The organism is Streptomyces tanashiensis (assembly GCF_014648895.1).
Classification (GTDB): Bacteria; Actinomycetota; Actinomycetes; order Streptomycetales; family Streptomycetaceae; genus Streptomyces; species Streptomyces tanashiensis.
Genome location: NZ_BMRZ01000010.1, coordinates 110,599 through 130,498 on the forward strand (window position 1 = coordinate 110,599; position 19,900 = coordinate 130,498).

18 protein-coding genes are annotated in these 19,900 nt (G+C 72.9%); 6 read left to right on the forward strand and 12 right to left on the reverse strand.

The features are described 5' to 3' along the window. Positions 1–9 precede the first annotated feature (9 nt). From IE237_RS26465 to IE237_RS26475, 3 genes are all read right to left on the reverse strand, one after another. Entirely contained in the window at positions 10–306 is a 297-nt protein-coding gene (locus tag IE237_RS26465) for a DUF4193 domain-containing protein (RefSeq protein ID WP_003955561.1), read from the reverse strand. A 395-nt stretch (positions 307–701) separates the two neighbouring features. After that, positions 702–1,940 carry a sensor histidine kinase gene (locus IE237_RS26470; protein WP_189804625.1) on the reverse strand — a complete coding sequence of 413 codons (1,239 nt, stop codon included), beginning with the start codon at positions 1,938–1,940 and terminating at the stop codon, positions 702–704. A gap of 4 nt (positions 1,941–1,944) precedes the next feature. After that, entirely contained in the window at positions 1,945–2,598 is a 654-nt protein-coding gene (locus tag IE237_RS26475; RefSeq protein WP_189804626.1) for a response regulator transcription factor, read from the reverse strand. A 375-nt stretch (positions 2,599–2,973) separates the two neighbouring features. Between IE237_RS26475 and IE237_RS26480 the strand changes: the two genes are divergently transcribed. Then, a complete protein-coding gene (locus tag IE237_RS26480; protein WP_189804627.1) occupies positions 2,974–3,147 on the forward strand; it encodes a hypothetical protein in 174 nt (57 codons plus the stop codon). An 87-nt stretch (positions 3,148–3,234) separates the two neighbouring features. Here the strand turns inward: IE237_RS26480 and IE237_RS26485 are convergent, their stop codons facing one another. Both IE237_RS26485 and IE237_RS26490 read right to left on the reverse strand, forming a co-directional pair. Then, positions 3,235–4,044 (reverse strand): inositol monophosphatase family protein, encoded by an 810-nt coding sequence (locus IE237_RS26485; protein WP_189804628.1) that lies wholly within the window; start codon positions 4,042–4,044, stop codon positions 3,235–3,237. A 9-nt stretch (positions 4,045–4,053) separates the two neighbouring features. Then, the gene (locus IE237_RS26490; RefSeq protein ID WP_189804629.1) at positions 4,054–5,181 is read right to left on the reverse strand and encodes a ferrochelatase; all 1,128 of its coding nucleotides are present in this window, start codon (positions 5,179–5,181) and stop codon (positions 4,054–4,056) included. Between the two features lie 184 nt (positions 5,182–5,365). Here IE237_RS26490 and IE237_RS26495 point away from each other — a divergent pair, with 184 nt between their 5' ends. After that, on the forward strand, positions 5,366–6,637 hold the full coding sequence (locus tag IE237_RS26495) for an MFS transporter (protein WP_189804630.1): 1,272 nt from the start codon (positions 5,366–5,368) through the stop codon (positions 6,635–6,637). Continuing rightward, positions 6,567–7,916, forward strand: a complete 1,350-nt coding sequence (locus tag IE237_RS26500; RefSeq protein ID WP_189804631.1) for a D-arabinono-1,4-lactone oxidase — start codon at positions 6,567–6,569, stop codon at positions 7,914–7,916. Before IE237_RS26495 ends, IE237_RS26500 begins: the two co-directional genes overlap by 71 nt. Positions 7,917–7,919: 3 nt before the next feature. Here the strand turns inward: IE237_RS26500 and IE237_RS26505 are convergent, their stop codons facing one another. Continuing rightward, positions 7,920–8,798, reverse strand: a complete 879-nt coding sequence (locus IE237_RS26505; protein WP_189804632.1) for a hypothetical protein — start codon at positions 8,796–8,798, stop codon at positions 7,920–7,922. A gap of 486 nt (positions 8,799–9,284) precedes the next feature. Between IE237_RS26505 and sepH the strand changes: the two genes are divergently transcribed. Continuing rightward, positions 9,285–10,325, forward strand: coding sequence for a septation protein SepH (sepH, locus tag IE237_RS26510; protein WP_229842906.1), 1,041 nt, complete (start codon positions 9,285–9,287; stop codon positions 10,323–10,325). Positions 10,326–10,492: 167 nt separating this feature from the next. On the opposite strand, the gene IE237_RS26515 is transcribed toward sepH, so the two are convergent. Continuing rightward, complete coding sequence (locus IE237_RS26515) at positions 10,493–11,320, reverse strand: sulfurtransferase (RefSeq protein WP_189804634.1); 828 nt, start codon at positions 11,318–11,320, stop codon at positions 10,493–10,495. A gap of 159 nt (positions 11,321–11,479) precedes the next feature. On the opposite strand from IE237_RS26515, the gene IE237_RS26520 reads away from it, so the two are divergent. Further along, the gene (locus IE237_RS26520) at positions 11,480–12,253 is read left to right on the forward strand and encodes a VOC family protein (RefSeq protein ID WP_189804635.1); all 774 of its coding nucleotides are present in this window, start codon (positions 11,480–11,482) and stop codon (positions 12,251–12,253) included. 24 nt (positions 12,254–12,277) lie between these two features. Here the strand turns inward: IE237_RS26520 and IE237_RS26525 are convergent, their stop codons facing one another. The 5 genes from IE237_RS26525 to IE237_RS26545 form a co-directional block, all read right to left on the reverse strand. Further along, the gene (locus IE237_RS26525; RefSeq protein WP_189804636.1) at positions 12,278–13,645 is read right to left on the reverse strand and encodes a polysialyltransferase family glycosyltransferase; all 1,368 of its coding nucleotides are present in this window, start codon (positions 13,643–13,645) and stop codon (positions 12,278–12,280) included. 3 nt (positions 13,646–13,648) lie between these two features. Further along, entirely contained in the window at positions 13,649–14,614 is a 966-nt protein-coding gene (locus tag IE237_RS26530) for a glycosyltransferase family 2 protein (RefSeq protein WP_189804637.1), read from the reverse strand. Positions 14,615–14,743: 129 nt separating this feature from the next. Further along, positions 14,744–17,260, reverse strand: a complete 2,517-nt coding sequence (locus IE237_RS26535) for a YfhO family protein (RefSeq protein ID WP_189804638.1) — start codon at positions 17,258–17,260, stop codon at positions 14,744–14,746. A gap of 184 nt (positions 17,261–17,444) precedes the next feature. After that, positions 17,445–18,062, reverse strand: a complete 618-nt coding sequence (locus IE237_RS26540; protein WP_189804639.1) for an isochorismatase family protein — start codon at positions 18,060–18,062, stop codon at positions 17,445–17,447. Positions 18,063–18,106: 44 nt separating this feature from the next. Continuing rightward, positions 18,107–19,024, reverse strand: a complete 918-nt coding sequence (locus tag IE237_RS26545; RefSeq protein WP_189804640.1) for an MBL fold metallo-hydrolase — start codon at positions 19,022–19,024, stop codon at positions 18,107–18,109. 185 nt (positions 19,025–19,209) lie between these two features. Between IE237_RS26545 and IE237_RS26550 the strand changes: the two genes are divergently transcribed. Next, positions 19,210–19,884 (forward strand): TetR/AcrR family transcriptional regulator, encoded by a 675-nt coding sequence (locus tag IE237_RS26550; RefSeq protein WP_189804641.1) that lies wholly within the window; start codon positions 19,210–19,212, stop codon positions 19,882–19,884. The last annotated feature ends 16 nt before the right edge of the window (positions 19,885–19,900 follow it).

A 19,900-nucleotide genomic window follows, 5' to 3' on the forward strand; every position in this document is an offset into this window, starting at 1 on the left:
CGAGCGTTCTCAGTCGCAGTCGCGGCAGATCGGCTGGCCGTTCTTCTCCCGGGCCAGCTGGCTGCGGTGATGCACGAGGAAGCAGCTCATGCAGGTGAACTCGTCGGCCTGCTTGGGCAGGACCCGGACGGCCAGCTCCTCGTTCGAGAGGTCGGCGCCGGGAAGCTCCAGGCCTTCGGCGGCCTCGAACTCGTCGACGTCGACGGTCGAGGTCGACTTGTCGTTCCGGCGGGCCTTCAGTTCTTCAAGGCTGTCCGAGTCGACGTCGTCGTCGGTCTTGCGTGGGGTGTCGTAATCCGTTGCCATGTCGCTCTCCCCCTCTGGGTGGTTGCGGTGTCTCCAGCGCACGTAACGCGTGAGAGGTCGGACTTGTGCCCGACCTGAGGCGGAGATTTTGCCTCACATCAAGGTCTGTTACTCAATCGACACCCGTCGCGCACTCTCGCGAGTGATCGGCTTCGGGTGGCGAACCGGACCGTACACGGTCCTCCGGGCGGCCCTCACGGGCGCCACCCCGTGTACTTCCCGTCATTCCGGGCCCCGGAAACCCGGACTTTTCCTGGTTTTCCGAGGGATTTCTCGGTCACGGAGAGTGGAGGGCCGGACACCCTCTCCTGTGATCGATCACACATGAGCGTCTCAGGATCGGGGCTCCGGAATTCCGCGCAAAGCGAACGGAACCGGTCGGCTCGTGCAGTGTGTCAGATCGGCAGAGTGACGCGCATCACGAGTCCGCCGCCCTCGCGCGGCTCCGCGATGATACGGCCGCCGTGGGCGCGGGCCACGGACCGCGCGATCGACAGGCCGAGACCGACCCCCTTGTCGCTGCCGGTCCGCTCCTGCCGGAGCCTTCTGAACGGCTCGAAGAGGTTGTCGATCTCGTACGCGGGGACCACCGGCCCCGTGTTCGAGACGACCAGGACCGCCTGACCGTCCTTGGTCTCGGTCGTGACCTCGACCCAGCCGTCCTCCGCCACGTTGTACCGCACGGCGTTCTGGAGCAGGTTCAGCGCGATCCGCTCCAGCAGGACGCCGTTGCCCTGGACGACGGCGGGATCCAGCTCGCGCCGGATCTCGACGCCCTTGGCCACGGCCTCGGCGTGCACCTGGTCGACGCCCCGCTCGGCGACCTCGGCGAGGTCGACGGGTTTGCGTTCGATGATCTGGTTGTCGCTCCGGGCGAGCAGCAGCAGGCCCTCGACGAGCTGTTCGCTGCGCTCGTTGGTGGCGAGCAGGGTCTTGCCGAGCTGCTGGAGCTCCACCGGCGCCCCTGGGTCCGAGAGGTGGACCTCCAGGAGGGTGCGGTTGATCGCGAGGGGGGTCCGCAGCTCGTGCGAGGCGTTCGCGACGAACCGCTGCTGGGCGGTGAAGGCCCGCTCCAGGCGGTCCAGCATCTCGTCGAAGGTGTCGGCGAGCTCCTTGAGCTCGTCGTCGGGGCCGTCCAGCTCGATCCGCCGCGACAGGTCGGAGCCGGCCACCTGGCGGGCGGTCCGGGTGATCCGGCCGAGCGGGGAGAGCACCCGTCCCGCCATGGCGTAGCCGAAGGCGAAGGCGATGATGCTGAGGCCGAGCAGGGCGAAGAGGGACCTCCGGAGGAGGTCGTCGAGGGCGAGGTCGCTCTGGTGCCGCAGACAGAGCGTCACGGCGTCGTTGAGCTGGTCGCCGGTGGGCGACTCGGGCAGCCTGCACCAGGAGGTGGTGGGCTGGACGGTGCCGTTGACGACCTTGAAGGGCAGCTGGGAGGTGCTGTCGCTGAGTGCCTGGGCGGTGAAGAGGTAGATGATCGACAGCAGCAGGATGCCGGCGATCAGGAACATGCCGCCGTACAGCAGCGTGAGCCGTATCCGGATGGTCGGGCGCAGCAGCGGCCGGACGGGGTCCCGGGGGTCCCAGGTCGGTTTCGGCGGCGCCTGGGGGTGGGGCGCGGGAGTCGTGGCCATCAGGTCAGATCCGGTACCCGGAACCGGGGACGGTGACGATGACCGGCGGCTCGCCGAGCTTGCGCCGCAGGGTCATGACGGTGACGCGGACGACGTTGGTGAAGGGGTCGGTGTTCTCGTCCCAGGCCTTCTCCAGGAGCTGCTCGGCCGAGACGACGGCGCCCTCGCTGCGCATGAGGACCTCCAGGACGGCGAACTCCTTGGGCGCGAGCTGGACCTCCTTGCCCTCGCGGAAGACCTCGCGGCGGTTCGGGTCGAGCTTGATGCCGGCGCGCTCCAGGACCGGCGGGAGCGGGACGGTGGTGCGGCGGCCGAGGGCACGCACGCGCGCAGTGAGCTCGGTGAAGGCGAAGGGCTTGGGGAGGTAGTCGTCCGCCCCGAGCTCCAGGCCCTCGACGCGGTCGCTGACGTCGCCGGAGGCGGTGAGCATCAGGATGCGGGTGGGCATGCCGAGCTCGACGATCTTGCGGCAGACGTCGTCGCCGTGGACGAGCGGGAGGTCGCGGTCGAGGACGACGACGTCGTAGTCGTTGACCCCCACGCGCTCCAGCGCCGCGGCGCCGTCGTACACGACGTCGACGGCCATGGCCTCCCGGCGCAGTCCGGTGGCCACCGCATCGGCGAGCAGCTGCTCGTCCTCGACGACGAGTACGCGCACGTCGTACATCCTTCCCGTTGAGCCGCTGTCCGGGGTGGGGACCGGCTGAAACCTGAGCACTGACTGTGCGCGTCCATCCTGCCCCGTACGCGCGTAAACCGGCTGTAAGACGGCGGTCGGGGGCCGGGGGCGGGAGGGTGGTGAGCGGGGGGCGCGCGATGGGGCGCGCGGGCCGGAACGAAGAATTCACCGGATTCTCGGGCCAGTTGAGGTTTCTCTGAGGAAGGGGCTGGGGAGGACGACTGCACACCCCGTGATCACGCCCTGTATGTGGCGCGCCACCTACCGCTCTCTGTCCCCCAGAGTTCGCAGTGTGTGATCCACCCACCCTCGGCACACCCCCGTGCCACCGGACCCACGAGGAGGGGGCGCACGATGGACGCTTTCACCGCAGGACTGCTGCACCGCATCAGGACCACGCAGACAGACCTCACGCGGGCCCGTGAGACGGGCGACGACTACCTGGCGGAGATGGAGCAGGCGGAGCTGGACGACCTGCACCGACTGGCCGCCGAGCACGGCGTGGAGGTCTCCGCGCCGGGCGTCTGACCCGTCCCACCTGTTCGACCCGTACGCACGCGTGGGCCCCGGCGCCGTCCCGGCACCGGGGCCTCCGTGCGTCCGCCTCCCGGCCCGTCAGTCGTGCCAGGCCCCCAGCTCCTCCAGGAGCTCCTGGAGCGGCGCGAAGAGGCCCGGGGAGGCCGCGACGGTCAGCTCGCCGGACTCCTGCTCGCCGGGGCGGCCGCCCGTGAGGCCGCCCGCCTCGCGGGCGATGAGCGCGCCCGCCGCGAGGTCCCAGGGGTTGAGGCCGCGCTCGTAGTACGCGTCGAGGCGGCCGGCCGCGACGTCGCAGAGGTCGATGGCGGCCGAGCCGCCGCGGCGGATGTCGCGGACGCGCGGGATGACCCGCTGCGCCACGTCCGCCTGGTGGGCGCGGCGGGACTGGACGTACCCGAAGCCGGTGCCGAGGAGGGCCTGGTCGAGCGGGGGCGAGGGGCGGACGGCGAGGCGCCGCTCCCCCGCGTACGCGCCGCCGCCGAGGACGGCCCGGTAGGTCTCGCCGCGCATCGGGGCCTCGACCACGCCGACGACGGTCTCGCCGTCCCGTTCGGCGGCGATCGAGACCGCCCAGGTGGGCAGGCCGTACAGGTAGTTCACGGTGCCGTCGAGCGGGTCGATCACCCAGCGGATCCCGCTGGTCCCGGGGCTCGACGCGCCCTCCTCGCCGAGGAAGCCGTCCTGCGGGCGGTGCTCGGAGAGGAAGCCGGTGATCAGCTTCTCGGCGGCGATGTCCATCTCGGTGACCACGTCGATGGGGCTCGACTTGGTCTTCGCCACGGCCAGGTCGTCCGGCCGGCCGTCGCGCAGCAGCGCTCCGGCCCGCCGGGCGGCCTCCAGGGCGAGGTCGAGCAGTTCGGTGAGCAGAGGGTCGGATACGGCGGTCACGCGGGCTCCTTAGGCGTACGGGCTGTCGGCGCCGGCCGCGGCGGGCCGCTCCGCCCTGGCCGGGCAGCAGCCGATCGGGCAGAGGTCGTGGGAGGGGCCGAGGGCGCCGAGGGCGCACCGCTCGGCCCTGGTCCCCCGTTCGTTCGCGGCGCGCTCCAGGACGAGCTCGCGGACGGCGGCGGCGAAGCGCGGGTCGGCGCCGACGGTCGCCGAGCGCCGCACGGGCAGGCCGAGCTCGGCCGCCTTGGCCGTGGCCTCCGTGTCGAGGTCGTAGAGGACCTCCATGTGGTCGGAGACGAAGCCGATCGGGACCATGACGGCGGCGGGCACGCCGGCCCCGTGCAGCTCCTCCAGGTGGTCGCAGATGTCGGGTTCGAGCCACGGGATGTGGGGGGCGCCGCTGCGGGACTGGTAGACGAGCCGCCAGGGGTGGTCGATGCCGGTCTCCCGGCGGACCGCGTCGGCGATGACCCGTGCCACGTCGAGGTGCTGGCGCACATAGGCCCCGCCCTCGCCGTGCTCGGTGACCGGGCCGGAGCTGTCGGCGGCGGAGTCGGGGATGGAGTGGGTGGTGAAGGCCAGGTGGGCGCCGTCCCGCACGGACGGGTCGAGTTCCGCGAGGGAGGCGAGGACGCCCTCGATCATCGGCTCGACGAAGCCGGGGTGGTTGAAGTAGTGCCGGAGCTTGTCGACGCGGGGCAGCGGCAGTCCCTCCGCCTCCAGGGTGGCGAGGGCGTCGGCGAGGTTCTCGCGGTACTGGCGGCAGCCGGAGTAGGAGGCGTACGCGCTGGTGGTGAGGACGGCGATGTGGCGCCGCCCGTCGGTGATCATCTCGCGGAGGGTGTCGGTGAGGTACGGCGCCCAGTTCCGGTTTCCCCAGTAGACCGGCAGACCGAGCCCGGCCTGCTCGAAGTCCGTCCGCAGCGCGTCGAGGAGCGCGCGGTTCTGGTCGTTGATCGGGGAGACGCCGCCGAAGAGGAAGTAGTGCTGCCCCACTTCCTTGAGCCGTTCCTTCGGGATGCCTCGGCCGCGCGTCACGTTCTCCAGGAACGGGACCACGTCGTCCGGGCCCTCGGGGCCGCCGAACGAGAGCAGCAGCAGGGCGTCGTACGGGGCGGGATCGTGCTGATCGGACATGGCACCGATCCTCCCACCCGCCTCCGGCGGCGAGGGGCGCGGCCCGTCCGTGGCCTTCGTCCGCGACGTCGCCCTCCGGATCCGTTCGCCCGGAAATCCGTTCGTCCGAAAAATGGGGATGACCGATCGACTTCAACACCGTAGGCTTTAGCTGTTAATTACACGTGTTGACCAAGGACCTCTCTTGCCCAGTCCCTACCGCGCGATCTTCGCGGCGCCCGGAACCGCCTCGTTCTCCGTCGCGGGATTCCTCGGCCGCATGCCGCTGTCCATGATGGGCATCGGCATCGTGACCATGATTTCTCAGGTCACCGGCCGGTACGGCCTGGCCGGCGCGCTCTCGGCGACGCTCGCGATGTCCGCCGCGGTCCTCGGCCCGCTGGTCTCGCGCATGGTCGACCGGCACGGACAGCGCAAGGTGCTCCGCCCGGTGACGCTGGTCTCGCTCGCCGCGGCCGCCGGACTCCTCCTCTGCGTGCAGCAGAAGGCCCCGGACTGGACCCTCTTCGTCTTCACCGCCGTGATCGGCTGCGTGCCGAGCGTCGGCGCCATGACGCGCGCCCGCTGGGCGGAGATCTACCGGGGCGAGGAGCGGCGCCTGCACACGGCGTACTCCTGGGAGTCGATCGTCGACGAGGTCTGCTTCATCTTCGGCCCGATCCTCTCCATCGGTCTGTCGACGGCCTGGTTCCCCGAGGCCGGTCCGCTGTTCGCCGGGGCGTTCCTGGCCGTCGGCGTCTTCTGGCTGACCTCGCAGCGCGCCACGGAGCCGGTCCCCCACCCCCAGCGGGACGCCCGGGGCACCTCCGCGCTCCGCTCCCCCGGCCTCCAGGTGCTCGCCCTCGCCTTCGTCGCCACCGGTGCCATCTTCGGCTCGGTGGACGTGGTGACCGTGGCCTTCGCCGAGGAGCAGGGCCACAAGGCCGCCGCCAGCCTCGTCCTGGCCGTCTACGCGCTGGGTTCCGGCCTGGCCGGCGCCGTCTTCGGACTGCTCCACCTCAAGGGCGAACCGTCCCGCCGGTGGCTCCTGGGCGTCTGCGCGATGGCCGTGAGTATGATCCCCCTCCTACTGGCCGGGAACTTGCCGTTGCTGGCCGTGGCGCTCTTTGTCGCGGGCCTGTCCATCGCACCGACGATGGTGACCACCATGGCCCTCGTCGAAGCGCACGTACCGCGCACCAAGCTGACCGAGGGCATGACCTGGACGGGTACCGGGCTCGCGGTCGGCGTGGCGCTCGGCTCCTCGGCCGCCGGCTGGGTGGTCGACGCGTCGGGGGCCGAGGCGGGGTACGTGGTGCCCGTCGTCTCGGGTGCGCTCGCGGTCGCGGTGGGTCTCCTCGGACACCGCCGGCTGAGCAGGCCGGCGCCGAACCGGGAGGGGCAGCGTGGGCAGCACGACAGCAGCGGGGACAGCGGGCTCGGGGAGCGCCAGGACGGCGAGCAGCCCGTGGCGTAACTGGGCGGGGAACGTCACCTCCCGCCCGGTGCGGGAGGTGAGCCCGGCCTCGGCCGAGGAGCTCGCCGACGCGGTGCGCCGCGCGGCCGAGGACGGACTGCGGGTCAAGACGGTCGGCACCGGCCACTCCTTCACCTCGATCGCGGCCACCGACGGCGTACTGATCCGGCCGGGCCTGCTGACCGGGATCCGCCGCATCGACCGCGAGGCGATGACCGTGACGGTCGAGTCGGGCACCCCGCTGAAGCGGCTCAACGTGGCGCTGGCCCGGGAGGGCCTGTCGCTCACGAACATGGGCGACATCATGGAGCAGACCGTCGCCGGCGCCACCTCCACCGGCACGCACGGCACCGGCCGCGAGTCGGCGTCCATAGCCGCGCAGATCCGCGAGCTGGAACTGGTGACGGCCTCGGGCGAGCTGCTCACCTGCTCGGAGAAGGAGAATCCGGAGGTCTTCGCGGCCGCCCGGATCGGCCTCGGCGCCCTCGGTGTCGTCACGGCCCTCACGTTCGCGGTCGAGCCGGTCTTCCTGCTCACCGCGCGCGAGGAGCCGATGACCTTCGACCGGGTCACCTCGGATTTCGACGCGCTCCACGCGGAGAACGAGCACTTCGAGTTCTACTGGTTCCCCCACACGGACAACTGCAACACCAAGCGCAACAACCGCAGCGCGGGCCCCGCCGCTCCCCCCGGCCGGATCAGCGGCTGGATCGAGGACGAGTTCCTCTCCAACGGGGTCTTCCAGCTCGCCTGCTCGCTGGGCCGCGCGGTGCCGCCGGTCATCCCGTCGATCGCCAAGGTCTCCAGCCGGGCCCTGTCGGCCCGTACGTACACCGACATCCCGTACAAGGTCTTCACCTCGCCGCGCCGGGTCCGCTTCCTGGAGATGGAGTACGCGCTCCCGCGTGAGGCGGCGGTCGCGGCGCTGCGCGAGCTCAAGGCGATGGTCGAGCGCTCGCCGCTCAAGGTGAGCTTCCCGGTGGAGGTGCGCACGGCCCCGGCGGACGACATCGCCCTGTCCACGGCCTCGGGGCGGGAGACCGCCTACATCGCCGTCCACCTCTACAGGGGAACGCCCCACCGCGCGTACTTCACCGCGGTGGAGCGCATCATGACGGCGCACGGGGGCCGGCCCCACTGGGGCAAGGTCCACACCCGCGACGCCGCCTACCTCTCCGAGGCCTACCCGCGCTTCGCCGAGTTCACGGCGCTGCGCGACCGGCTCGACCCGGACCGGCTGTTCGCCAACGACTACCTGCGCCGGGTCCTGGGCGACTGACGGTCACTCGGCTCCCGTGCCGGTCCCGGCGTCGGCTCCGGCCGGTGTCGGGGCCGAGGGGGTCTCGGGCTGCCCCGTGCCGGTGGCCGTCGGCTCCTGGGTCGGCGCGGTCGGTTCCGTCGTCGGCCCGGTCGGCGTCGGGGCGGGCGTCGTGCCTCCGTCGGCGGATCCGGAGGGGGTGGGCTCCGCCGACGGCGTCCCGGTGGCCGGCTCCCGGGTCGGCGTGGATCCCGTCGTGGGGGTGCCCGCGCCGCTCTCCTGCCGCCCGGTGCCGTCCGCCGGGCCCGACGGCGCGGGCGTGGGCCCCTGGTCCCGGTCGGGTGCGTCCTGGCCCGTGCTCCCGCCGCCGCGGACGACGGAGCCGAAGGTGGTCGTGCCCTGCTTGCCGCTGAAGTCCTGCCCGGAGACCAGTTCGTAGGCGGTGATGCCGCCCATGGTGACGCCGAAGACGAGCGCGGCGGCGATCGCCGGGCGCTTCCAGCCCCGGACGCGGGTCCCGTGGGTGGTCGCCTCGCCGAACTCCTCGTCGGACGGCGGCGGGGCCGGGACGGTGCCCAGCATGAGGGTGCGGTCGTCCTGCGGCCCGGCCGGGACCGGGACCTGACGCGCCTTCGGCTTGGCCGCCGCGGTCGCGTCGCGGACCTGTTCGCCGGTGCGCTTGAAGAGGTGCTGGAAGAGCGGGCCGCCGCAGGTGGCGATGACACTGATCACACCGGCGCCGAGGATCGTGCCGTACACACCGAGGGTCGAGGCGAGCTTGGCGGCGATGACCGCGGCCAGGGCGCTGCCGGAGACCTGAGCCACGCTCAGGTCGATCCTTCTCCTGCCGTTCTCCTTCGCCTCCTCCGCCTCGCCCCTGTCGGTTTCCGGCCTGTGACGCATCTCCGACCCCTGGTGGCTCATCCGTTCGCCTTGCACTCAGAAGGGACAAACGGGAGAAGCGAATAGTTCCGTTTCTGCTGTTTCTGTGAAGAGTGACACGTACGGGGGAAGATCACGGAGACTCAACTCCCGTACCGCCCGAGAAGTTGGGCGGCGCGCCGGTCCACCCAGGTGGCCCGAATGGAGTACATTGGCGAACCCTGGGTCCGGACGCCCTCACGGGTGCCCTGGATCACGGGGAGGGGGCCGGAGACGGCGCTCGAACCGGCGGCGCCTCGGCATCGCGCGGGAATCGACTGCACAGAGTGACCGCCAGTCACTCCGGGTAGCGAACAGGTAACCGTGCCATAACGGCGTTCCAGGGTCCATGCCCGACACGCCGGGCAACTCGGCAAGGTAGTGGCAGGCTGCACCCGGGCAGGCCACACTCGACTAGCGGAAGCAGCGACGCACGTGACGTCGGCAGGCACCACCCGGGAGGTCCCCATGCCCGAACTGCGTGTCGTGGCCGTCTCCAACGACGGCACACGACTGGTGCTGAAGGCTGCTGACAGCACGGAGTACACACTTCCGATCGACGAGCGGCTCCGTGCCGCCGTGCGCAACGACCGCGCGCGCCTCGGCCAGATCGAGATCGAGGTGGAGAGCCACCTCCGCCCCCGTGACATCCAGGCGCGGATACGAGCCGGTGCCTCCGCCGAGGAGGTCGCCCAGCTCGCCGGCATCCCCGTCGACCGCGTGCGCCGCTTCGAGGGCCCCGTGCTCGCGGAGCGTGCCTTCATGGCCGAGCGGGCCCGCAAGACCCCGGTCCGCAGGCCCGGGGAGAACAGCGGCCCGCAGCTCGGCGAGGCGGTGCAGGAGCGGCTCCTGCTGCGCGGCGCCGAGAAGGACACCGTGCAGTGGGACTCCTGGCGGCGCGACGACGGCACCTGGGAGGTGCTGCTCGTCTACCGGGTGGCGGGCGAGGTCCACACGGCCAGCTGGACGTACGACCCGCCGCGGCGACTCGTCCAGGCCGTGGACGACGAGGCACGGGCCCTGATCGGCGAGACGGACGACACGATCGCCGCCGCGCCGGAGCCGAGCTTCCCCTTCGTGCCCCGCATCGCCCGGCTGCCCCGCGACCGGCCGCTCGACCGTGCCCTGGACCGCCAGATCGACCGGTCCGACCGCCAGCTGGAGCGGGCGCCCGCGCCCGTCGAGCCGGAGGAGGAGCGGGACTCGCTGACGAGCCTCCTGGAGGCCGTGCCGAGCTTCCGCGGCGACATGGTCGTGCCCGAGCAGCCGGACGGCGAGCCCTCGGAGGAGGCGGAGGCGGAGGAGCCGCCGGCCCCGGCCGCCTCGGCGGGCGCGGGTTCGGCCTACGCCGACGTCCTGATGCCGCGCGCGGTCTCGGGTCACCGCGACCGGCTGCACGGCGCCACGGACCGCCAGGCCGAGGCGGACGGCGTCCGCCCGGGCCGTCGCGCCGCCGTGCCGAGCTGGGACGAGATCGTCTTCGGCACCCGCAGGAAGAAGCAGGACTGACCGCCGTACGCACACGCGTGTACGGGAAGGGCCCGCGCCACTCGACGGCGCGGGCCCTTCGCGTACGGCACGGGGGCGGGCTCTTCCGGTACGGCGCCGCGTACGGCACGGGCGCGGGCCCTTCGCGTTCGGCGCCGGGGAGCCCCGCATGGTCCGGAAGACAGGTCCTAGCGCGGGTCCGGGCCCGTGGCGACCGGGCGGGTGGGGTCCGAGGACCACTCCGACCAGGAACCGGCGTAGAGGCCCGCGGGGATGCCCGCGATCCCCAGGGCGAGCACCTCGTGGGCGCCCGAGACGCCCGAGCCGCAGTAGACCGCGACCGGGGTGCCCTCGGCCGCGCCGAGCGCGGTGAAGCGGTCCCGCAGGACCTCGGCGGCCAGGAAGAGGCCGTCGGCGTCGACGTTCTCGGTCGTCGGGGCCGAGACGGCGCCCGGGATGTGCCCGCCGACCCGGTCGATCGGCTCCACGTCCCCGCGGTAGCGCTCGGCCGCCCGCGCGTCCAGGAGCAGCCCCGTGCCGGGCAGCGCCGCCGCCGCGTCGGCGTCGAGCAGCCCGAGGGCGCCCGGCTCCGGCCGGAAGTCGCCCGGGTCCGGCGTCGGGACCTTCTCCGTGAGCTCCCCGGTCCAGGCCGCGAGGCCCCCGTCGAGGACGCGCACGTCCGGGTGGCCCGCCCAGCGGAGCAGCCACCAGGCCCGGGCCGCTCCCCAGCCGAGGCCCCCGTCGTAGACGACGACCGGCCGGTCCGCCGAGACACCGGCCCGGCGCATCACGGCTCCGAAGGCCTCCGGGTCGGGCAGCGGGTGGCGCCCGCCGCTCCCGGGCGGTCCCGCGAGTTCCGCGTCCAGGTCGACGTAGACCGCGCCGGGAAGGTGTCCGGCCTCGTACGCGGGCCGCCCGGGCGGCCCGCCGAGCGTCCAGCGGACGTCCAGGAGGACCGGCGGCCGAGCCCCGGCCGACTCGCTCAGCAGTTCGCTTGCGGAGATGATGGGCTTCATGGGGCCATCCTCGCGCAGCCGCACGGCCGCGCGCGGACGAACCCCGTCGCCTCCGACGGAATCGCGCCACGATCGGTTCGGCGGGGGCGCGCCGCGCCGCCGTCGGTGGCACCATCGGACGGGGGCACGGCCACGACGATGGTCCGAGGAGAAAAGACGATGACCGAGGCGACTCCGCGCTCGCCCGGGACACCCTGTTGGGTGAGCCTGATGGTGCACGGGCTTGACGCCACGCAGGAGTTCTACAACGCGCTCTTCGACTGGGAGTTCGTCCCCGGTCCGCAGCAGCTCGGCCCGTACGTGCGCGCGCTGCTCGGCGGCAAGGAGGTGGCCGGCATCGGCCAGCTGCCGCCCGACCGCCACCTGCGCATCGCCTGGACCCCGTACCTGGCCACCGAGGACGCCGACGAGACCGCCGAGAGCATCCGCTGCTGCGGCGGCACCGTCGCCGTCGGCCCGCTGGACGCGGGCGAGGCGGGCCGCCTGGCGATCTGCTCCGACCCGGCCGGCGCGGTCTTCGGCGTCTGGCAGGCGGAGGCCCACCACGGCACGGTGATCGCGGGACCGCCGGGAACCCCGGTGTGGAACGAGCTCCTCACGTACGAGACGTCCTCGATCGGCAAGTTCTACCGGACGGTCTTCGGCTACGAGGTGGAGCCCGTAGCCTCCACCGACCACGACTACGCGACGCTCCATGTGGCCGGGGCCGCGGTGGCCTCGCTGCACGGCGTCGGCAACGCGCTGCCCCGGGACCGGGGCCCGCACTGGATGACGTACTTCGAGGTCGCCGACACGGACGCCGCCGCGGGGCTCGTCCAGGAGCTCGGCGGCCAGGTGCTGCGCCCGCCGCGCGAGGGCACGGCGGGGCGGCTCGCCCTGGTGGCCGACCCGGAGGGCGCGGTCTTCACCCTGGTCAGGTCCGCCGAGCGCTGAGTCCGTACGGGACGGCCGACGGGTTCAGCCCCGCCGTCCGCGCACCAGGCCGCGGCGGAGCCGGGAGGCACCCGCCCGCTCCGGGGCGGTCCCTCCGCCCGGCAGGGCGAGCTGGGTCAGCCGTTCGGCGGTGAAGTGGTGGGCGGTGCCGGGGTCGGCGTGGTGCTCCGCCAGGAAGGCGGCGGCCTCCGCGCGGAGCCCCGGGTGGACCTTGTGCCGCATGCAGTAGCCGACGGCCCGGACCAGCGGTGTCAGCGAGGGCGGGGCCGCTCCGGGGACGGCGGGCTCCTCGCCGCCCTCCAGGTCCGCGACCAGGTGGTCGACGACGGTGAGCGGGATCCGGTTGCTGTTCTCGTAGGGCGTGAGCCGTTCGAGGACCTCGTCGGTGCCCACGCGCGCGATGGGGACGCCGTAGTACACGGCGGCGGTGAGCATCGCGGTGGAGAAGCAGCCGACGACGAGCTCGGGGCGGCAGCTCTCGTAGAAGGTCTCGGCGAGCAGCGGCCCGTCGAGCACCGTGAGCCGCACGCCGCTCCGCCCGGCCTCCTCGTCCAGGGCCTGGGAGTAGCGGGCGGGCGCGGTCGGGTGCGGCTTGAAGACGATCGAGCGGTGTCCGGCCGCGGCGGCCCCGCGCAGCATCCGTACGTGCAGCTCCTCCTCCTCCTCGGCGGTGAGGAGGGAGAGGGCGGCGAGGTACTGGCCGAGCAGGAGGGCCGTCGGCTCCGCGGCGGACGCCCGCGCGATCTCCGGGTCGTCGGCCGCCTCCTCGGCGATCTCGGCGAGGACCGCACGGAAGGCGGTGTCGGGGACGAGCTCGGGCTCGACCCCGTACTCGCTCAGGAGGAGGGGGCGCAGGCCCGGCACCAGGTCGAGGTGGAGGACGCGGCGGACGCGGCAGGCGATCGACTGCGCGAGGTCGGAGCGGGTCGGGCCGTAGCTCATCAGACCGTCGGCGTAGACGTGCACGGTGCTCTCGGGGAAGGTGCCGGCGAGCGCCTTGGCCGGGTTGACCTGGATGGATTCGACGATCAGCTCGACCGGGCCGGTGCCGAGGTCCCAGGCGGTGCGCAGGACGCGCTGCCAGAGCGGCGCCTCCTCCGGGCGGGGGGCCCAGGCGGCGGGGTGGTACGGGTGGATCGTCTCGTTCCAGTCGAGGGTGCCGTCGAAGCGCGCGGCAATCCGCTCGTACCCGGTCATGGTCTCCAGGCGCAGCGCGGTCTCCGGGATCTCGGCGTTGTGCGAGAGCAGCAGGAGCCTGCGGGCGGAGTCGCGGGGGCCGAACTGTCCGGCGTCGAGCGCGGCGGCCAGGGTGGCGGCGCCGTACAGGGTGGACACCTGGAAGATCTGGACCGGCAGGTCGGGGGCTGGTGCCTTGTCGGCGGCGGGAGCCATGGGTCAGGCGGTCCTTCCGGTGTCGCGCAGGCTCCGGAGGAGGGTGCTGCGCGGGGTGTCCATGGTGGCGAGGGTCTCGTCGAGGACCTCCTGCGGCATGCGGTGCAGGGCGTCGCGGACGTCGGCGCGCAGCCGCGCGGCGACGGCGGGCTCGTACGCGTCGGCCTTCCCCATGTGGAAGGCGATCATCGCGCAGTAGGTGCGGACCGCCTTCGGGAGGAAGCGGTCCGCCTCCGCGTCCCGGGAGACGTCGTCGAGCAGGAGGTCGTACGACGGAATGAAGTCCAGCTGCCGGTTGTCGGTGATCTGGGTGAGCGAGGTCGTGACGCCCCGCCGGTAGAAGACTCCGTGCAGGGAAAGCGCCGCGAACGTGCGGGCCTTGAGGTGGAGCCGCCAGATCCAGAGACGGTCCTCGGCGGTCCTGAGAGACGTCTCGAAGCGGGATTCCCCGTTCTCGAAAAGGCGCCCGCTGTAAATGCCGAAGGGGACGAAGGGATAGTCGACCATCGTCACCATGCTGGCCGGCGAGATTCCGTCCCTGGGGTCCATCACGGTGTCGCGCCGCTTGGCCGGGGCATAGCGGATCTGCCGCTTCCGGCCCTCCGACAGGACGTGGTCGGTGCGGGCGAAATCGCAGTCCAGGCGGGAGATTCCGGCCACGGCGGCGCTGAGGTGGCCGGGCGCGTACCAGTCGTCGCCGTCGAGGAAGGTGAGGTAGTCGCCGGTCGCCGCGTCGATTCCGGTGTTCCGTGCCTGGGCGACGCCCTGATTCGTCTCGTGCCGGATGACGGTGGCGTTCGGCAGGCGGTCGCGCCAGCGGTCGAGGATCTCCGGGGTGTCGTCCGTCGAGCAGTCGTCGATCAGCAGGAACTCGAATGCGGGATCCGCGTTGTTCGCGAGACTGCGCAAGGTGTCGGGCGCGTATGGCCCGACATTGTGGAACGGTACGACGACGGACAGTTTCGGCACTCGGGATCCCCACACTGAATCGAACAATTAAACGCCGCTACGGCGGGCACAGTAACGACCGACTTTTCCCGGTGAACGATCCGCGCGTGCACTCCGGGTGAACTCTTGTCGTATCCGGCGGAAACCCCGTCACCGGCGGGCCCGTCGGCGGTGCAGGAACCCCGTCGCGGCGAGCGCGAGGAGCGCCGCCGCGCCGACCGCGCCGCCGAGCCGCATCCCCGGCGGCCGGAAGGAGCAGGTGACGGTGCTCGCGCGTCCGTCGAGGGGTACGGCGACGAGGCCCTGGTACGCGCGCGCGGGACGGGCGTCCGCCTCGCCGGCGGCGCAGCGCCAGCCGGAGATGCGCGGGGCGGCCAGGACCGCGACTCCCTTGCTGCCCGGGGGCAGTTCGGCCGTGACGGTGTGCCCGGTGGCACGCACGCGCGTGGCCCCGGTGGCGGTGAGCTCCCGCACGGCGGAGTCGAGCCTCGCCCGGACCAGGCAGCCGACCGGTTCCCGGGGCAGCCGGACCTTGCCCTCGGGCCCCAGGTCGATCCGTACCGCGCCGGAGTCCGGGACGGTGCCGAGGGCCTGCATAGGGGCGCGGACGGAGGGCGGCTTGCCGTCGAACGACACGGGCCGCTCCCCCGTCAGGGCCGCCGTGCCCTTGTACTCGGGCGCCCAGAACCAGACCTGGGAGCCCGCGGGGCAGCGGGCGGTGAGGGTGTGTCCGGTACGGCGCGGGGCGGGCAGCTCGTACACGTCGGCGCCGAGCAGGCGTTCCTGCCGGGCGAAGGCCGAATCGCCGGGGTGCGTGGCCGGCCGTCCCGGCGGGCGGACGGTGACCAGCGGCGGTACGGGGGTGGTGGTGACGGTCACGGTGGCGCGGGGCGCGGCGTCCTGCCGCACCGGCTCGGTCGGCTTCGAGCGCAGCCGGGTCCCGATGGAGAAGAGGGCGTCGGCCACGGGGTTGTCGAGGGTGACCGGGTGCCGGCCCTTGGCGTAGTGGCCGAAGCCGAGCGAGGCGAGGGTCCGGGAGGTCACGTCCGCGGTGAGGCTGCTGTAGTAGTCGGCGCCCTGCCCTCCGACGAGCAGCACGTCGTTGCCCCCGGGGACCTCGCCGGGGTCCGTGCGGTGGCGGGGCCAGGCGTCCGCGCGGGCCACTTCGGCGGCGGCGGTGGCGTGCCAGGGGCCGACCCGGGGCGACCAGGAGACCTTGGCGCGCTGCTGCTCCTCGATCCGTTTCCCGGTGACGGCGGCCTCGCCCGCCTGTGCGGCGACGAGCAGGACCACGGCGAGGACGGGGAGCACGCGCGCGGTGGACTTGCGTTGAGCGCCCAGGGCGAGGAGGACGGCGACGAGCGCGAGGAGCGCGGCCGCGCCGAAGGCGGGGAAGGTCCACCGGTCGATGTCGACGCTCCCCCGGGCCGCCCAGGCCAGGGCTCCGAGCAGTGCCGTACCGGCGAGGAGCGCGGCCGGCCGGGGCACGCCCCGGGCGGCGGAGAACCACGCGCCGATCAGCAGCAGACCGCACAGGACGAAGGTCTGACGGTACGGAATGCCGTTGGGCGAGGCGCCCGCGTGCCACAGGAGATGGGTGGGTTCCCACTGGAGGGAGAGCGCCACCAGGAGGATCGCTGCCGTCCAGCCGGCCCGGACGCGCGGGGCGACGGCCCGGTTGAACGGCAGCGTCAGGGCCAGCGCGAGGGCGGGCGTGCCGATGAAGAGGGCGGGGCTGGCGACGCTCGCGGTCGCGGGCAGGAACCGGGCGAGGACGTCCGTCCAGGGCGCCGGCGCGAACGTGGTCTCCGGGGTGGGGTCGGCCACCTTCGTGGCGAGGAAGACGACCACGACGAGCGGCGCGGCGAGCCCGATGCCGATGAGGACGCTTCGGGCGGCGCGCAGCGCCCCGGCGAGGCGCTGCCGGGCACCGGCGGTCTCCTCGGCGGTGAGGAGGCGGACGGCCAGGACGACCGCCGCACCGAGGGTCGCCATGTACGCGGTGTAGAAGTTCGCGATCCAGGCCAGGGCGACGACGAGGGGGCCGAGGACGGGACGACGGCCGGTACGGGCCCACTCGCCGACCAGGCAGAGCAGGGGAAAGGCGACGAGACCGTCGAGCCACATCGGGACGGTGGCGCCGTAGTTGAGGGTCCAGCCGGAGAGCGCGTACGCGGTGCCGAGGACGGCGGCGACCGGCCACGGACCGGGCCGCAGCCGCAGGAGCAGCAGCGCCATCGCGGCCGCCGCGGCGGTGATCTTGACGGCGGTGACGACGTACAGCGCGAGTTCGACGCGGTCCGCCGGGAAGAACACGACGAGCAGGTCGAAGGGGCTGCTCAGGTAGGTGCCGATGTCACCGAGGAAGTTGGCGCCGAAGCCGGAGTTCCAGTTGAGGAAGGCGTCCCCGTGCGTCTCCCCGAGCAGGAGGGCGCGCCAGTAGGCGTGGTACGGCAGGTACTGCTGGCCGAGGTCGACGACGTTCCTGGTCACCGGGCCGAAGGGGTACGTGCGGGAGAGCCGGGTGGCGAGGCAGAGCAGCACGGCGGTGAGCAGGGCGGCGGCCGCCGGGGCCCGCAGGACCGCGAACCGTCGCCGTTCTTCACCCCCGGGCTCGTCGCGTACGGTCTCGTCCTCGGCGCACACGGCCTCGGCGGCGGGGGGCACACATCCTCCAGGGGGCGCACGGCACGGAGAGGCCCGGAGGGGCGTCACGGGCCGACCGCCATTACCGCCGAGGCGGGCGACCCGCAACCGATCAGCAGGCGCTCTTCAGGCGCACCTCGGGTGAACTCCGGGTGCCGGCGGGGCCGCCCCCCGTTCTCCGCGGCCCCGGCGGCGCCACCGGCCGTCAGCCGGCGGAGACGGGGGCGACGAGCTCGTCGACCGTGCGGGCCACCGTGCCGAAGAGGTCCCGTACCGTCGTCAGGCTCGCGGCCTGGAGCGCCGCCGATGCCACGACGGTGCCGTCCGGCGCCTCCAGGGGGCGGGTCGCGGTGGCCTCGGCGACGACGGTGGGGCGGTAGCCGAGGTTGAAGGCGCCCTGGGCGGTGAAGAGGACGCACATGTGCGTCATGAAGCCGGCGATGACGAGGTCGCCGCTCACGCCGAGGTTCTTGAGGGTCTCCTCCAGTTCGGTGGCGTGGAAGGCGTCGGGGAACTGCTTGACGACGACCTTCTCCCCCTCGATCGGGGCGACTTCGTCGCTGATGGAGCCGATCTCGGCCCGGATGTCGTACGGGGTGCCCTCGCCGCCGTCGTTGACGATGTGGACGACCGGGGCGCCGGCGGCGCGGGCGGCGGCGAGCAGCCGGGCGCCGGCGGCGACGGCCTGCTCGGCCCCGTCGAGCCGCATGACGCCGGTGCGGTAGGTGTTCTGGAAGTCGACCATGATCAGGGCCGATTCGCCCAGTCGCGGCAGCTCCTGGGGCAGGCCGATCACATCGCGGAGGGTGGTGGAGGCGGTCATGACGGTTCCTTTCGGGGTGGGTCGGGGGAAGCGGCGGAGAGGTGTCAGGAGAGGCTCTTCGGGGTGCCGTCGGGGGCGAGGTCGACGAGCTCGGCGGCGATGCCCCGCGCCCGGAACGCCTCGGCCAGGGACCGCGTGTCCTCGGAGTAGATGTTCCAGCTGTCGGTGTGCACCGCGACCACCTTCCGGGGGCCGAGATCCTTGGCCACCTGGGCGGCGCCGGCCGAGGTGAGGGTCAGCGGGGCGTTGTCGAGGATCGCGGGGGTGCGGGCGGCGCCGGCGAAGAGGACGGCCGTGTCGATGGGGCCGATCTCCTTCCTGATCCGGTCACCGACCTCCTCGGCGACCTTGACCGAGGCGTTGTCCCCGGAGATGTAGGTGGTGGGGACGCCCGCACCGCTGAGGACGAAGCCGGTGACCTCGCCGTCGGCGCCGCGGTCGACGCCGTCGGGCCCGTGCAGGGCGGGCACGGCGGTGACCTCGACCGTGCCCGTGGCGGTCTTCAGCCGCTCGGACTCCCAGCTCCTCATGCCGGTGACGTGGTCGCCGAGCCGCTTCCGCGCGCCGGGCGTGGAGAGGACGACAGGTACGTCCGCGAGGAAGGCGCGGCCCTTGTCGTCGAGGTTGTCGTCGTGCTGGTCGTGCGAGAGCAGGACGGCGTCGATCCTGCCGATCCCGTCGACGCCGAGCGCGGGAGCCCGCGTCTTCTCCAGGCCGCTCGGGTACTTCTTCGGCGCGTCGAAGGTCGGGTCGAGGAGGAGGCGCAGGCCGCCGACCTCGAGGATCGTGGTCGGCCCGCCGATGTGCGTGGCGGTGAACGCCCTGGTGGGGGCGGGGCCCTCCGCTCCGCCGTGGGCGGCGTCCTCGTCCGTGCCGCCGCAGCCGGCGAGGAGGGCCACTCCCGCGGTGGCGGCGACGGCGCCGGGGGCGACGCGTCGTCGGAGGAACGTCGAACGGTTCATGGGGAACACCGGCTCTCTCGTTGCGAACGGTCGGACGGCCCGGGAGCGCGCCACCCCGGGATGTTCAACACGCTAACACGATTCGTAAGCAACGATAACGTCAGTGTCGGCAATGTCCTCTCCCAGACGCCTCCGCCGCGGGATTCGCCCAGGTCCGCGCTGTTAGCGCTGTTATCGTGGGAGCCATGTCGACGGCCCGAGAGCGCATCCTGGAAGCCACCGGGGAACTGCTCGCCAGCAAGGACGCGCTGGCGATCTCGACCCGCGCCATCTGCGACCGGGCGAAGGTCGGCGCGCCCGAGATCTACCGCCAGTTCGGCGACAAGCAGGGACTGCTGACGGCGGTGGCCGACATCGGCTTCGAGCGCTTCCTCGCCGAGAAACGGCGGAACCCGCTCACCGAGGACCCGGTGGCGGACCTGTGCACGGCATGGGACAGCCACGTCGCGTTCGCGCTGCGCAACCCGTACCTCTACCGCCTGATGTTCACACCCACGGGCGACGCCAAGCCGCAGGCCATCAAGGAGGCGCAGGCGATCCTCCTGAAGGCCGTGGAGCGCTGCCGTGACGCCGGACGCCTGCGGATGGCCCCGGAACTGGCCGGCCAGTCGATCCTCTCCGCCAACGTGGGCGTGTGCATGATGGCGCTGTCCTTCCCCGAACTGTTCGGGGACCTCGCGATCTCGTACGCGGTACGGGACGCGGTCATCGGGAAGGTGACCGGCGACGAGCGCGAGGACACCCGGATCGGCACCGCGACCGTGCTCGCCCAGGCCCTGCTCGGCACCCTGACGGGAACGGCGCCGGTGACCGCCGCCGCCCTCGACGAACTGACCGACGCCCTCCGCCCACCGGCCTGAGGCCGCCGGGCCTGGG